This is a genomic window from Xanthomonas sp. LMG 12462, assembly GCF_009192885.1.
Classification (GTDB): Bacteria; Pseudomonadota; Gammaproteobacteria; order Xanthomonadales; family Xanthomonadaceae; genus Xanthomonas_A; species Xanthomonas_A sontii.
The window spans coordinates 73,703-87,660 of the sequence record NZ_NMPP01000013.1; the positions used below are offsets into that span (position 1 = coordinate 73,703).

Consider the following 13,958-nt stretch of genomic DNA (forward strand, 5'->3'; position numbering starts at 1 on the left):
GCCTGTTCAACGTCTGCCGTGGCCGCTTGTGAAGCCGCGCTTGCGCAAAGCGCGGCGCAGCCGTCAGCGCGTCGGCGCCATCCGCCACAGCAGCGCGCGGAACGGCGCCAGCAGGCACACGCCGATGCCCAGCTTCACTGCCAGGTCGCCGGCGGCCCAGCTCAGCCACGGCAGCGCCGAGCCGGCGAAGGCGATCGACCAGAAGATCGTGGTGTCCAGCGTCGCGCTGCAGGTGGTGGCGACGATCGGCGCGCGCCACCAGCGGCCGCGGCGCAGCCGGTCGAACACGGTGATGTCCAGCAACTGCGCGGCGATGAAGGCCAGGCACGAGGCCGCGGCGATGCGCGGGGTGGCGATCCAGATCGACAGCAGCACCGCCAGTGCGAACCCGCACCAGGCCACCCGCCGCGCCGCGCGCGGGCCGAAGCGGCGGTTGATCAGGTTGCTGACCAGGAACGCCAGCGGATAGCTGAAGGCGCCCCAGGTCAACCAGTCGTTGATCGGGAACTGCACCAGCACGTTCGACAGCAACACCACCGCGCCCATCGCCAGCACGGACAGCAGCAGCGCGCGCGGGGTCAGCGCGGCGAAAGTGGGCGAGGGAGCGGCAACGGATGGCACGGCGATCGGGGCAGGGGCGGCGGGCGCGCATTATCGCGGCCCGGACACCCAATGACCAATGCCCGTGTGCGGACACGCTCCTACAAATGGAACCCCGCGCTGGGAACCGCTTTTGCGATTCCCCATTTCCTATTCCCCAATCCCGGCTCCATCGCGGCTGAACCCGCTCCTACAAATGGAACTCTGCGCTGGGAACCGCTGTTGCGATTCCCCATTCCCCATTCCCCATTCTCGGCTTCATCGCGGCAGCGCCGTCCCATCCACCGCCGCGCGGCCCACCGCCGGGTCGTCGGTGAAGAAGCCATCGATGCCGGCATCGATCAGCGCGCGCATTTCGGTCATGCTGCCGGCGGCGTTCACCGCGGCCGGACCGCGCGCGTCTTGCAGTTGCTTGGGCAGGAAGTAGTTCTCGGGACGGAACGTGTACGGAATCACCTGCAGGCCGGCCGCATGCGCATCGGCCACGAACGACGTGGGCGCGGCCAGGGCGCCGTCGGCGCTCACCGGCACGATCGCGCGCAGGTTGGGGCTGACCAGCTGCGCGTACTTGGCGATTGCGCGCAGGCCCTGTGCACTGCCCATCTGCGCGTAGGTCGGGCCATTGCGCAACTGGTCGCCCGGGCGGTCCTTGGGGTCGCCCAGCAACTGCACCAGGCGCACGTTCGGATGGGTGCTGCCCAACTTGCCGTGCAGGTATTCCAGGTTGCCGATCTCGAACGACTGGATCACCACCGGCGCCTTGCGCGTGTAGGCATGCGCATCGAGGGTGGCGACCAGCTTGTCTTCCATCGCCAGGCCGAGCCCATGGAAATAGGTGCCGTGCTTGATCTCGGGAATCAGCCCGATCGGCCGCCCGCGCGTGGCCGACTCGGCCGCGGTGAAGTCGATGATCTCGTCCATGGTCGGCACCTGGAACTGCCCGTCGAAGGCGGTGCCGCGCAGTTGCGGCAGGCGCTCGCGCGCACGCAGGGTCTTCAGCTCGGCCAGGGTGAAGTCTTCGGTGAACCAGCCTTCCACGCGCTGCCCGTCGATCTGCTTGACGGTCTTGCGCGCGGCGAACTCCGGATGCGCGGCCACGTCGGTGGTGCCGCCGATCTCGTTCTCGTGGCGCGCCACCAGCACGCCGTCCTTGGTCGAGACCAGGTCCGGCTCGATGAAATCGGCGCCGTCGGCGATGGCCTTGGCGTAGGACGCCAGGGTGTGCTCGGGGCGCAGCGCGCTGGCGCCGCGGTGGCCGATCACCAGCGGCTTGTGCTCGCCCGGGGCGGCGGCCGGTGCGGCCGCCGCGGTGGTTGCCAACACGGCCATCGCGCATCCCAACAACCAGGAGGTGGATCGGATCATCGCATGCGTTCCGGTTCGGGGGCGGGCGGACAGGATGGACGCGCTCAGAAGCGCGCGTCCAGGGTCAGGAACGCCTGCCGCGGCGCGCTGGCGTGGAAGGCCAGCGAGCGGCCGTTCGGATCGCTGTTGCTGAAGGAGGTGAGGTTGGAGGCGTAGCGCTTGTCGGTGAGGTTGGTGACGTTCAACGACAGCTTCAGGTCCCGCAGGAACGACACCGCCCCGAAATCGTAGCCGGCGCCGGCATCGAAGGAGGTGTAGCCGCCGAAGCCCTGGTCGTTGGTGTAGGTGTAGTAGCGCTGGCCGGTGTACTTGCCGCGCAGGTTGGCGTTCCAGCCGTTCCAGGTCCAGCTGAGTTCGCTGGCGAACATGCGCTTGGGCGTGTCCACGGTGGACTTGCCGGCGGTGGGGATGACCGCGCCGTTCTGCACGTAGTTGTCGTCGTAGGTGGAGCGGTTGATCGAGGCCGAGTTGTACCACTGCAGGTGCGCGGTCGGCTTCCAGATGAAGGTCAGCTCGCCGCCGCGGCTGCTCACCGAGCCGACGTTGAAGAAGCGCGTGGTGCACGCCGGGCTGGTGCCCTGCTGGATGCTCGGGCACGGGTTGAGCGAAAGCAGGCGGTTGTCGAAGGTGACGTCGTAGCCGACCAGCGAAGCCTCGAACTGGTCGCGCACCAGGCGGTAGCCGGCTTCGAAGGTCTTGGACTTCTCCGGCTGCAACGCGCCGACGCTGGCGTCGAACGAGGCCTGGGTCACCAGCAGCGGGCCGCCGGCGCCGCCGCCCTGGAACGCGGCGATGTTCTCGGCGTAGGAGGCGAACACTTCCTGGCCCTCGGCCAGGCGGTAGCTCAGGCCGGCCTGCGGCAGCAGCGCCTTGCTGGCCTTCAGCTCGCCGTTGGCCACCGGCGACTCCACCGCGATCCCCGGCGTCTCGCGCGCGGTCATGGTGGTGTGCGGGCTCTTGGCGCCGATGTCCAGGGTCAGGCGCTCGTCGAGCAGCTTGAAGGTGCCCTGCACGTAGGCCTGCTTGGTGGTGATGACGTAGTCCTGCGAGAACAGCCGGCGGTTCGGGTTGCTCAGGAAGATGTCGTCGTCGATCGGGCCGTCGATCCAGTAGAAGTTGCGCTCCACGTGGTGCTTGTTGCGCTCGTACCACACGCCCGCTTCCAGGTGGTGCGGGCCGATGTCCCAGCCCAGCGAAGCGATGCCGCCGGTGCGGTTGATGGTGTAGTTGGTGCTGCGGATCGAGATCGGCAGCGCCTGCGGCGTGCCCGGGTAGGACGGCTGGCCCGGCGACCACCAGTGGCCCTGGCCTTCGTTCTCGTGGTGGTAGACCTGGGTGTGCACGCTCACCGCATCGGACGGCTGGAAGTCGCCGGCCAGGTAGTACAGGTCGTCGTTGCGCAGCGCGCGGCTCTGGTAATAGGCGTCGTCGATGTTGTCCACGCCGCCGCTGTAGCCGCAACGGCTGGGGTTGCGCGTGGCCGGCGCGCAATAGGCCGCGGCCAGTGCGCGCTGCCAGTCCGGCGCGTACAGGTTCCAGTCCCAGCCCAGGCCGCGGTGCAGGCCGCTCTTGGACAGGTAGGCGTAGTCGGCCTGCGAGGTGCGCGAGGTGTCGACGAAGGCGGTGATCTTGCCGCCTTCGAACTGGTACACGCCCTTGCCGTTGAACTGCGCGGTGTGGGTCGGCGAGCCCGGCGGCGCCCACATGTCGGCGTCGGCGTAGATGCCGGACAGGTACGCGGAGAAGCCGTTGTGCTCGCCGGTATCCAGACGCAGGTAGGTGCGGCGGTTGCTGTCCGAGCCGATGGTCTGCGCCAGGCGCACGCCGACCTCGGTGGACGGATCATCGGAGTAGTACTGCACCGTGCCGCCGAGGTTGCTGGTGGAGGCGGTGCCCAGGCTGCCGATGCCCGAGGCCAGTTCCACGCCGCCGAAATTCTCGGCGATCAGCGCGCGGCTGATGTTCAGGCCGTTGTAGTTGCCGTAGGCGTTGTCGCCCAGCGGCAGGCCGTCGAGGGTGTAGCCCAGGCGCACGCCGTTGAAGCCGCGCAGGCTGATGGTCTGCGATTCCTCGTTGGCGCCGAAGGCGTCGTTGGACTGCACGTTGACGCCCGGAATGCGGTTGAGCAGCTTCTGGATGCTGGTGCCCGGCGGCAGCACCGCCACGTCCTGCGCGGTGATGCGCTGCACCTGGCGGGTCTCGCCCTGGCCGATCACCGACACCGCATCGAGTTGCTGCACGTCGGCCGCGGCGCCATCGGCGGTGGGTTCTGCGGCAGTGGCGGCGAAGGGCGACAACAGGGCGGCAAGGATCGCCGTGCTCAGCAAGGAATGGAGAGGCATGCGCAAGGGGGATTCGTAAAGGAAGTGCGCACACGATGCGACAGCGACGTTGCAGGTTGGCGTCATCGGCGTTGCGGTTGTCATGCAGCGGTCCTGCTGCATGGCGTTCGTGTCGCCGCCGCCGGGCGCGCGATGACTGCAGGCGCGCCATCGTGCGACATCGCGGAAGAAGCGGCGTGGCACGCGCGTGTCGACATCAATGCGATACAGAGTGTCGCCGATTGCCATGCATGACGAGTGGTGAACACATGTAAGCGTGTGTGTCGGAAACCCGGCGAAACATGCTGTTTCCAAAGTCGAAAACGGCGTCGTCCGTCAAAGTTTTGTAGTGCGCTCCTCCTCAATGATCACGCCTCGCCCAAGCCCGACGACGTGCCGATGCGTGCAGACATGAGCAGGAAGCACAGTGCCCTCGCGTCGCTCGGAGCGTCGTTCGCGTGCGCTGTTGGTTCCTCGCCTCGACAGGTCTGCGCGCGCCGCGCCCTCACCCCAACCCCTCTCCCGATGGGAGAGGGGCGCAGCGTCTCCCTTCTCCCATCGGGAGAAGGTGCCCCGCAGGGGCGGATGAGGGTCCGGGCGCAGCCTCGCAGCAACGCACCACGCACGCGCTGCGCGCGCCGTATCCTCACCCCAACCCCTCTCCCGATGGGAGAGGGGCTCAGCGTCTCCCTTCTCCCCCCGGAGAAGGTGCCCCGCAGGGGCGGATGAGGGTACGGGCGCAGCCTCGTCGCAACGAACCACGCGCGCACTTCGTGCTTCCCACCCTCACTCCAACCTCTCTCCCGAGGGAAGAGGGGCCATCGATTTCCCACCGCGAGGCCGCCACGGCCTCGTCCCACCCGCTCTACCCCCGGAGAGACGCCCATGCTTGATCGCATCCGCCGTCGGCCCTTGCTGGCTGCCGTGTTGTCCGCTTCCCTGCTGTGCGCGCTCGGCACCGCCAATGCCGTGCCCGACGCCTCCATCGCGGCGATGACCGCAACGCTGCGCGCCGCGCCGGTCAATTTCGACGTGCACCTGCCGTTGCGCGATCAGGCCGGCCTGGACGCGTTGCTGGCCGACATCCAGGATCCGGTCTCTCCGCAGTATCACCATTGGCTGACGCCGGCCGAATTCCAGCGCCGCTTCGCGCCGGCACCGGCGCAGGTCGCGCAGGTGCGTGCCGCGCTGCAGGCCGCGCACATGAACGTCACCGAGCAGGGCAACACCCTGCATGTCAGTGCGAGCGCGAACAACGTCGAGCGCTTGTTCGCGGCGCCGCTGACCGCCGAGGTACAGCAGGGCAGTCAGGCCCACCTCGCCGCCGCCGCTCCCCTGCAACTGCCCGCTGCGCTGCGCGACAGCGGTGCGACGGTGACCGGCCTGACCCGCGGTGTGCCGCCGATGCACGTCAACTGGCAGCGCGCAGCCACCAAGAATCCCGCCAACCGCTACGGCGCCGGCGGCACCACCTATTGGTACAACGACCTCAAGCAGGCCTACGGCTATCCGTCCTACCAGGCCACCACCGGCGCGGCCGGGCAGCAGCGCCGGCTCGACGGCACCGGCAGCACCATCGCCATCCTGATCAGCAGCGACGTGCTGGATTCGGACATCAAGGCGATGTTCGACCACGAAAACTTCAGCCGCTACGCCGCCAACCACGCCGACCCGACCCTGTACGCGCGCCACTACGTGGCCGGCGCCACGCCGGGCCTGCAGGACGGCAACGACGCCGCGGCGAGCGAGGCCGCGCTCGACGTGGAGATGGCGCTCGGCGGCGCGCCGGGTGCGCACGTGCTGCTGTACGTGATCCCGGACCTGAGCGACGCCTCGGTGCTGGCCGGCTACCGGCAGATCGTGCAGGACAACCAGGCCGACGTGGTCAGTTCCTCGTTCGGCGTCTGCGAGCTGTACTACACCGCGGCCTACAACGGCGGCAAGGATTTCACCTCGCTGCTGCGTCCCTACGATGCGGTGTTCAAGCAGGGCAACGCGCAGGGCATCACCTTCGTCGCCTCCAGCGGCGACAACGCCGGCCTGGACTGCGCGGATACGCAGTACGCGGTCGACCACAAGGACGGCCGCTTCGTCGCCGGCGTCGAACACCCCGCAGCCAGCCCGCACGTGACCGCGGTCGGCGGCGGCAACCTGCTCACTGCGTACAAGAAGGGCAGCCTGGAATCCGGCTACAAGAGCGAAAGCGCCTACGGCGATCCGCTGGAGACCGCCGACTACTACGGCGTCGGCGCGAACCTGGCCGGCGGCTACTGGGGCGCCGGTGGCGGCGTCAGCGCCCTGTTCCAGCGTCCGGCCTACCAGTTGCGTGCACTCGGCGGGACGCGCACGTCCATGCGCGCGCTGCCGGACATCGGCATGCTGGTCGGCGGCTGCCCGGGGATTGCGACGCAGCCGTGCCGTGAGGGCGACAGCTCGGTGGCCACCTACTTCAAGGGCGGTATCTCGGCGGTGATCGGCACCAGCGTCGCCGCGCCGGAATTCGCCAGCGCGGTCGCGCTGCTGGTGGAGAAGCAGGGCCGCCAGGGCAATCTCAACGATTACCTGTACCGCTTGGCCGCCAATGGGCCGGAGGCGCTGCATCGCGGCATCCCCGGCTACAACGGCGTGGTCGACAACAATCAGCCGATCAAGGGCAAGTACAACTACACGGTCGGCGTGGGCACGCCGGTGGTGCGGCTGCTGATCGGCGCGCTGGATGCGGCGCCGGCGGGCGTGCCGCGCTCGCCGAGCAACCCCTGACACAGCGTGATGTGACGCGTTGGGCCCGGTTGCCGTGCCGGCGTCGTGGCAGCGACGCCGGCGCGGCGGCCGATCAGGCCAGCGCCGCCAGACGGTCGCGGATCAGCGCGGCCACCCGCGCGGTTTCGCGCAGCGGTGCGATGCCGGCGTACGCGTCGCCGGCATCGTTCGCCGGAAGCAGGCGTCCACGCGCCTGCAGGGCGCGATGGAACGCCAGGGCGCGGCCACGCGCCGTCTCCGGCATCAGCACCTGCACCGGCACGCGCGTGGCGCAGGCTTCCGAGAGCAGGTTCACCGAATCCGGCGTGCAGGCGAGGCGCTCGGCCCAGCCGAGCAGGCCCGCATAGGGATTGGCGCCATCGTCCGCGCCGCACCACACTATGCCCGGTACTTCGGCGAACGTGCGGCGCAGGGCTGCGGCCACCGCGGGCGGCGTGCGCCGCGATGCGCTGGCGAGGAGGCTGCCGCCGTGCGCGCGCAACTGTGCGGCGATGTCGGCGAAGGCGGCCTGTGCCTGTGCTTCGCTCCACGGCGCCAGCCCGGAAGGGCCGCCCACCAACAGACCGATGCGCGGCGAGGGCAATGCGCCCAACGCAGGAAACGCCGTGCGCCCGGCCGCCAGCCAGGCATCGTCGATCGGATGCAGGCTGCCGAGCAGGGTCAGCACATTGGGGCCGCGCAGGCGATCGTGTTCCGGCACCACCACGATGTCCCAGTGGCGCGGGTCCAGCCGCGGATCCAGGATCTGCACCACCTGGCTGCCGCGCGTGCGCAGCAGCCGCGTCGCCAGTGCCGCTTGGCGGCCGCAGCCCACGGCCACTGGCGGGGGGTGCCGCAGCGCCTCCGCGAACGTCGTGCCGTATGCATGCCGCGCGCCGGGCAGCCAGCGTGGCGCCAACCAGCGCCACGGCATGTGCGGCTGCAACACCTGCGCCTGGATCGGTGCCGCGGCCGGAAGCGCCAACGCGGCAGCCAGCGCCTCGGCCTGGCGGGCGTTGCCGGCGCGGCCATCGCTAATCGCCCAGGTCGCGTCCGATCGTTTCACGTTTGGTAGTAATCCGTTGCATCGCGGCCGGGTGTTGCGACAATCGTGCCACTCTACACTGGCCGCCTCGCATCGGGACGGCCCCACCGGCCTCCTGGCGCTTCCCTCGATCAAGGAACTTCCTCCATGTCCGACGCCTTGCACGACGCCGCCCTCGACCAGTTGTTCCGCACCGCACGCACCCAGAACGCGTTCCTGGACAAGCCGGTCGCCGAAGCCACCCTGCGCGCCCTGTACGACCTGGTGAAGTGGGGCCCGACCGCGGCCAACGGCAGCCCGGCGCGCTTCGTCTTCGTCACCTCGCCGCAGGCCAAGGAAAAGCTCAAGCCGGCGCTGTCCGAAGGCAACCTGGCCAAGACACTGGCCGCGCCGGTCACGGTGATCGTCGCCCACGACGAGGACTTCCACGAGAAGCTGCCGTACCTGTTCCCGCACACCGATGCCAAGAGCTGGTTCGACGGCCCGCGCGAAGGCCGCAGCGAAGGCGCGTTCCGCAACGGCTCGCTGCAGGGCGCCTACCTGATCCTGGCCGCGCGTGCGCTGGGCCTGGATGCCGGTCCCATGTCCGGCTTCGATAACGCCAAGGTCGATGCCGCGTTCTTCGCGGGCACTGCGATCAAATCCAACTTCCTGGTCAACCTCGGCTACGGCGATCCCAGCGGCCTGTTCCCGCGCCTGCCGCGGCTGAGTTTCGACGAGGCCGCGCGCATCGAGTGAGCGCGCGGGTTCCGCTTTCGTGTCCCACCGCAGGCCCGCGCCTGCCGCAGTTTCGTCCCATCACCCCTCCAAGGAGTTCCACCATGACCAAGACCCGCAAACTGCTGCTCCCGCTCGCCATGGCCCTGGCCGTCGTCGTCGCCCAGCCGGCCACCAGCGCCTTCGCCGCGCCGGCCGCTGCCGCCGCCAAGGGCGTCTCCGGCACCTACACGCTCGACCCGGCCCACACCGACGTGCTGGTGCAGTGGAGCCACTTCGGCTTCTCCAATCCGTCCGCGCACTTCGGCGACGTCGACGGCACCCTGGTCTACAACGCCCAGGACGTGAGCAAGTCCAGCGTCAACGTGACCCTGCCGCTGTCCGGCCTCAACAGCTTCACCGCCAAGTTCGACGAGCACCTGAAGAGCGCCGACTTCTTCGACGCCGCCAAGTTCCCCACCGCCACCTTCAAGAGCACCAAGGTGACCTCGGCCGGCGGCAACAAGCTGACCGTCGCCGGCGACCTGACCATCAAGGGCACGACCAAGCCGGTGGTGCTGGCGGTGACCCTCAACGGTGCCGGTCCGCACCCGATGAAGAAGGTGCCGGCGCTGGGCTTCGACGCCACCACCACGGTCAAGCGCAGCGACTTCGGCCTGGGCGCCTACGTGCCGAACGTCAGCGACGAAGTGAAGATCCGCATCACCACCGAAGCGCTGCAGGCAGCGGCCAAGTAAGGCCGCCTGTGGTCGCGGCGGCGGCGCTTCGCGCGCCGTCGTTCGCCGCAACACAAACGCCCGCCATTCCGGCGGGCGTTTGTGTTTTCTGGCGTGGGTGCAGTTCCTGCAGGTGGTTCTACATCGCCTGCTCAATCGACAGCGCATAGACCTGCACACCGTAACGGCTGAAAGTGGCAGTAGTGTCGCTGCCAATGTTCATCTCCTCCAGCGGGGTGCCTTGTGCATCGGCAAGGGTGAGCCTGTAGATCGGTCCGAAGCGCGTGGTGATATCGGTAGGACTGATCTTCACCCGATAGGTGCTATTGCCCTTGAGCGCCAGTGGTTCGGAGAGTTGACCCGGGATCAATTGCAGGTCGGTCGATGGCTGGCGCAGATCGCCGAGGACCTGCACTGAGAAGGTCTGCGTCTCGGGGAGGGTGCGGCCAACGGGGGACGATGTTTGTGGAGCGCTGGCACCGGTTGTCACCGCAGATGCAGCAGCTGCAGGAATCATCGCGGCAATTGCAGTAGCCGCGGTGCCGAAGAGGAAGTTGCGGCGGCTATCGTTCGTATGTGTTGTCATGTCGATCCACCTAGTAGTTGCACGTCAGCCCTGGCCTGGGCCTGGGGTGGGGGTAACGCAGGAACCTTTGTTATTGCAATTGGTGTTGCTGCTTAACGAGCAGTCCACCGTATTGGTGCATGCCGGATTTGTGCCATTGCAGGTTCCATTAGTAGATAATGGGCCGAAGCGCTTGGTTGCCAGTGTTTCGACTGCAGAAGCTGTAGATGCTTCTGATCCGTCGAACAGGACTTCTGCATTTTTGCCTAGGGATATTTTGTCTGGGTCTATATGGATTGGCATTGAGATGCCTCTCAGGTGCTTGCCAAGGTGGAAAGGGGGCAGCCAAGCGTTTGCTCGGAGAGGTCGGAAAATCCGCTCATCCACCGACGCAGCTTGTCGTTTTCGATATCGATGGTGCCGTCAGCGTGAAGACGCCCCAAGTTATTGCGGTCATCGTTGAGTGCCACCGTGCATTTGCCGATCTTCCCGTTGGCGCGAATCATTAGCGAATTTGGTTTTGCTGCATAGCAGATATAGCCATCCAGGTGCTCTTCAGAAATCGGACGTTCTTCTTTGGACGAGCGGTTGGTGCGATCGGTGATATAGGAAATCGCTTCCAAGTAGCGGTCCCGCGGCAAAACCGTTTCTCCGATTGTGCCACCCGCGCTCAGGTTTGAAACCTTGTGAAAGTAGACCGAGAACCGTGAATCGTCGAGCAATTCACGATGCAGGCGGGCATAGAGGCGTCGTACCGATTCGATGTTGTCCTGATGCAGATGGAGCCGCAGAGAGATCGCGAAATTCGCTGCGAGTGACCGATAGGCGATGAGATTCGACCATATCTTCTCGAATGTCGCGCCTTTGTTGGCGGTGACCCGTGTCTTGTCATGCCACTCCGCATCGCCATCCAGTGTTATTTGGAAATCGCGGTGCTGGATTTCAGTAAATCGCTGAAGTAGATGTGGTTCCAGTAGGTAGGCGTTAGTCGTAAAGCCCGCGCTGAATGCTACCTCGTGCTGGGCACATACTGAGTTTGCATGGTGACCAATGTCCAGGACAACATCACGCGCCAGCAGTGGCTCCCCGCCAAACCAGGAAATATTGAGTCGATCCAAGTGCGGTGCGCGATTGGTGATCAACGCCTTGATGCCGCTGACCACATCCGGCTGCATGCGTCCTATTGCAAAGTCTTCATAGCAATACGTGCAGCGGAAGTTGCATTTTTCGGTGGGAAGTAGGATGAGGGAAAGGATGCGCGGGGAAAGCGCTTCGGCGATAGTGGCTTCGCTCAGCATTGTGTTTGCCTCAGCCGTTCGGCGAGGGCTGGCCGCCGTTTCTGCAAGAGCCAACATTCGACGCTTTGGAACAATCGCCCGTGTTGTTACAGGTGTAGTTCGTGGAGGAGCAAGTGCCGGAATTGGTGCAATTTCCGGCATTTTCGCTCATAGGACGAATGGAGCCCAATTTTGCCGAAGCAGTCGCTGCAGCGCGCAGTCGGTGGTTGGCGAAATTGAGTGATCCGTCTGGATTTAGCGTGATGCCGCGGGGATCGATGTCGTGAAATGCATTGTCCATGTGCCAGCCGCCTCTCGAGATCCGTCGATGGGTAGGCGGCTTTGTAAAATGCAGGTCTGTGAAATATTGTGATAGATATCACAAATCTGCGTCATGTCTACAGCATGCATCAATGCTGTCCAGCCCAAAGTGCGAGCGCACTTCGCCGCGCAGCAGTGCCTGGAGCGCTACTCGTCCTGGTCCCCGCCGGCCTTCCAATACCCCGTCGCGCGGATCCACTCCTTGGGCACGCCCAGGTGGCCTTCGACGAACTTGCGCATCATCCGCGCGCGGGCCGATTCGCAGGCGATCCAGTAGAACGCGTCGCCCTCGGGCGGGTCGAAGTCGCGCAGCGCGCCTTCCAGCAGCTGGCTGCTGCGTGCGTCCACGCCGTTGCGCTCCAGCCAGGTGATGCGCAGCTCGGCGTCGCACTCCAGCGCTTGCCGGTCGGCGTAGCCGGGAATCTCGATCAGCGCGTCGACTTCCGCGTTGGCCGGCAGGGTCTCCAGCCAGCGGCCGATCGCCGGCAGCGCGGTCTCGTCGCCGATCAGCACATAGGCATCGAAATCGTCGGCGGCGACGAACGAGCCACGCGGCCCGCCGACGACCAGCACATCGCCCGGGTCGGCCTGCGCCGCCCAGCGGCAGGCCGGGCCGTCGCCGTGCAGCACGAAGTCCAGGGTCAGTTCCTGCGCGTCGGCATCGTAGTGGCGCGGGGTGTAGTCGCGGGCGGGCGAGGGCAGCGCGTCGGCCGGATACACCGGGCCGTGCTCGGTCATCGTCGGCAGCACGAACGCGCCTTCGGGGTTGGGGAAGAACAGCTTGACGTGGTCGTCCGGCCCGGCGCTGACGAAGCCGTCCAGTTCGGGGCCGCCGACGACGATGCGGCGCATGTGCGGGGTCAGCGGTTGCGTGCGCAGCACCTGCAGATGACGCAGGCGCAGCGGGTGGCGCAGCAGGCGATGTTCGTGGGTCGCCATGGAAATCCTCGGAAGTGGGGGAGAGGGTTGGCAGGCGACGCGGACGCCGAAAGCGCTAATGTCCGCGTGCTGGCTGGAAGGGGAATCAGGGTGCGTTGCCATCCATGCCGTCGGCGGCGGCATGCAACAGCGCGGCGACGCGCTCGATCTCGTCCGGGTCCCAGCGCCCGTGCCGCGCCAGCAGGCCTTGCTTGATGCGGCGCATCGCCTCGCGCACCGGCGCCGGCACGTTGGCGCGCACCAGCGCACGCGCGCTGTGCTGGGTGCGCTGCAGCGCCGCGTCCACCTGTGCGCGCTCGGTGCGCACGAAGGCCTGGCCGGCTTCGGTGATCGCATAGCGCTTGCGGGTCGCGTCGGCATCGGCCTGCACCAGGCCCTGCGCTTCCAACTGCGCCAGGGTGGGGTAGACCGTGCCGGCGCTGGGCGTGTACAGGCCATGGAACAGCTCGGCGACCGCGCGGATCAACTCGTAACCGTGGCGCGGCTGGGTCTCGATCATCGCCAGCAGCAACAGCCGCAGGTCGCCGTGGCCGAGCGGACGGGGGCCGCGTGCGCCACGGCCGCGCCCGGCCCGGTCCTCGTCGAACAGGCGGTGCGCGGGATGCGGGCCGGGGGCGTGGGGTCGTGGCATTTCGATATGTCGAATCGGGTGTGGAAACGATATATCGAAGTAGTGTGGCCGGCAAGCGCTTGGCAGGCCGGGCGCGGGAGCGCGGTGGGATTGGTTCAGTCAAGACGGCAGCGCGCGTTTGCGTCCTGCGCGTGTGTCCGGTGCGCGTTGGATCGCGGCGGGCGTGAGCCGCCCAGGCCGCCTCGGCCAGTGGGCCCCCGTGTGAGAATCAACGGTCATGCAGTTGCGACAAACGAAGCCGAAAGCCGACTGACACCCTCCCTCGTCGGGACTGAAGTCCCTCCCACAACGATGCTCAGCCATTCCTGTGGGAGCGGTGTCAGCCGCGACGGGCTGTACCAGCAAATCCCGTCGCGGCTGAGGCCGCTTGTGTGGAAACTTGCAGCGAACTCGCCGGGTGCACTGTGGGAGGGACTTCAGTCCCGACGCGTTGCGCCATCGGCAGGCACGCCGCGTCGCGCATCGCGGCCGCATGCCCAGTCGACGTGCGTCAAAAGAGAGCCTTGCAGCGCGCTCGCTGGGCACACTGTGGGAGGGACTTCAGTCCCGACGCACTGCACCATCGGAACGCACGCCGCTTCGCGCGTCGCGGTTGCATGACAGCCGACTTGTGTCGAAAGAGGGTCTTGCAGCGCGCTCGCCGGGCACACTGTAGGAGGGACTTCAGTCCCGACGCATTGCGCCATCGGCAGGCACGCCGCGTCGTGCATCGCAGCGGCATC

The 13,958-nt window shown here is 67.1% G+C and carries 12 protein-coding genes; 3 read left to right on the forward strand and 9 right to left on the reverse strand.

Features of this window, described 5'->3' with window-relative positions:
• Positions 1–63: 63 nt before the first annotated feature.
• The 3 genes from CEK69_RS04355 to CEK69_RS04365 form a co-directional block, all read right to left on the reverse strand.
• Positions 64–621: a queuosine precursor transporter gene (locus CEK69_RS04355; protein ID WP_017914641.1), complete on the reverse strand. Its 558-nt coding sequence runs from the start codon at positions 619–621 to the stop codon at positions 64–66.
• 237 nt (positions 622–858) lie between these two features.
• Positions 859–1,929: a glycerophosphodiester phosphodiesterase gene (locus tag CEK69_RS04360; RefSeq protein WP_152244057.1), complete on the reverse strand. Its 1,071-nt coding sequence runs from the start codon at positions 1,927–1,929 to the stop codon at positions 859–861.
• Between the two features lie 80 nt (positions 1,930–2,009).
• Complete coding sequence (locus CEK69_RS04365; RefSeq protein ID WP_152244059.1) at positions 2,010–4,307, reverse strand: TonB-dependent receptor; 2,298 nt, start codon at positions 4,305–4,307, stop codon at positions 2,010–2,012.
• 864 nt (positions 4,308–5,171) lie between these two features.
• Here CEK69_RS04365 and CEK69_RS04370 point away from each other — a divergent pair.
• Positions 5,172–7,046, forward strand: coding sequence for a S53 family peptidase (locus tag CEK69_RS04370; protein WP_193313889.1), 1,875 nt, complete (start codon positions 5,172–5,174; stop codon positions 7,044–7,046).
• A gap of 73 nt (positions 7,047–7,119) precedes the next feature.
• Here the strand turns inward: CEK69_RS04370 and CEK69_RS04375 are convergent, their stop codons facing one another.
• Positions 7,120–8,091 (reverse strand): ELM1/GtrOC1 family putative glycosyltransferase, encoded by a 972-nt coding sequence (locus tag CEK69_RS04375; RefSeq protein ID WP_152244061.1) that lies wholly within the window; start codon positions 8,089–8,091, stop codon positions 7,120–7,122.
• 126 nt (positions 8,092–8,217) lie between these two features.
• Between CEK69_RS04375 and CEK69_RS04380 the strand changes: the two genes are divergently transcribed.
• Together CEK69_RS04380 and CEK69_RS04385 are read left to right on the forward strand one after the other, a co-directional pair.
• A complete protein-coding gene (locus tag CEK69_RS04380; RefSeq protein WP_152237463.1) occupies positions 8,218–8,808 on the forward strand; it encodes a malonic semialdehyde reductase in 591 nt (196 codons plus the stop codon).
• Positions 8,809–8,891: 83 nt separating this feature from the next.
• Positions 8,892–9,524 (forward strand): YceI family protein, encoded by a 633-nt coding sequence (locus CEK69_RS04385; RefSeq protein ID WP_152244063.1) that lies wholly within the window; start codon positions 8,892–8,894, stop codon positions 9,522–9,524.
• Between the two features lie 118 nt (positions 9,525–9,642).
• Here the strand turns inward: CEK69_RS04385 and CEK69_RS04390 are convergent, their stop codons facing one another.
• The 5 genes from CEK69_RS04390 to CEK69_RS04405 all read right to left on the reverse strand — a co-directional run bounded on the left by CEK69_RS04390 (position 9,643) and on the right by CEK69_RS04405 (position 13,236).
• Positions 9,643–10,089, reverse strand: a complete 447-nt coding sequence (locus CEK69_RS04390; RefSeq protein ID WP_152244065.1) for a hypothetical protein — start codon at positions 10,087–10,089, stop codon at positions 9,643–9,645.
• Between the two features lie 293 nt (positions 10,090–10,382).
• Complete coding sequence (locus tag CEK69_RS04395) at positions 10,383–11,366, reverse strand: radical SAM protein (RefSeq protein WP_193313890.1); 984 nt, start codon at positions 11,364–11,366, stop codon at positions 10,383–10,385.
• A 10-nt stretch (positions 11,367–11,376) separates the two neighbouring features.
• Positions 11,377–11,646, reverse strand: a complete 270-nt coding sequence (locus CEK69_RS20995) for a hypothetical protein (RefSeq protein ID WP_193313891.1) — start codon at positions 11,644–11,646, stop codon at positions 11,377–11,379.
• A gap of 167 nt (positions 11,647–11,813) precedes the next feature.
• Positions 11,814–12,605 (reverse strand): siderophore-interacting protein, encoded by a 792-nt coding sequence (locus CEK69_RS04400; RefSeq protein ID WP_152244069.1) that lies wholly within the window; start codon positions 12,603–12,605, stop codon positions 11,814–11,816.
• An 85-nt stretch (positions 12,606–12,690) separates the two neighbouring features.
• Positions 12,691–13,236, reverse strand: a complete 546-nt coding sequence (locus CEK69_RS04405) for a PadR family transcriptional regulator (RefSeq protein ID WP_152244071.1) — start codon at positions 13,234–13,236, stop codon at positions 12,691–12,693.
• Between the last annotated feature and the right edge of the window lie 722 nt (positions 13,237–13,958).

Excerpts from the sequence above, each read along its gene's own strand:
- CEK69_RS04360 (WP_152244057.1), bottom strand. The coding sequence starts at position 1,929 with ATGGCCGTGTTGGCAACCACCGCGGCGGCCGCACCGGCCGCCGCCCCG.
- CEK69_RS04365 (WP_152244059.1), bottom strand. The coding sequence starts at position 4,307 with ATGCCTCTCCATTCCTTGCTGAGCACGGCGATCCTTGCCGCCCTGTTG.
- CEK69_RS04370 (WP_193313889.1), top strand. The coding sequence starts at position 5,172 with ATGCTTGATCGCATCCGCCGTCGGCCCTTGCTGGCTGCCGTGTTGTCC.
- CEK69_RS04380 (WP_152237463.1), top strand. The coding sequence starts at position 8,218 with ATGTCCGACGCCTTGCACGACGCCGCCCTCGACCAGTTGTTCCGCACC.
- CEK69_RS04385 (WP_152244063.1), top strand. The coding sequence starts at position 8,892 with ATGACCAAGACCCGCAAACTGCTGCTCCCGCTCGCCATGGCCCTGGCC.
- CEK69_RS04390 (WP_152244065.1), bottom strand. The coding sequence starts at position 10,089 with ATGACAACACATACGAACGATAGCCGCCGCAACTTCCTCTTCGGCACC.
- CEK69_RS04395 (WP_193313890.1), bottom strand. The coding sequence starts at position 11,366 with ATGCTGAGCGAAGCCACTATCGCCGAAGCGCTTTCCCCGCGCATCCTT.
- CEK69_RS20995 (WP_193313891.1), bottom strand. The coding sequence starts at position 11,646 with ATGGACAATGCATTTCACGACATCGATCCCCGCGGCATCACGCTAAAT.
- CEK69_RS04400 (WP_152244069.1), bottom strand. The coding sequence starts at position 12,605 with ATGGCGACCCACGAACATCGCCTGCTGCGCCACCCGCTGCGCCTGCGT.
- CEK69_RS04405 (WP_152244071.1), bottom strand. The coding sequence starts at position 13,236 with ATGCCACGACCCCACGCCCCCGGCCCGCATCCCGCGCACCGCCTGTTC.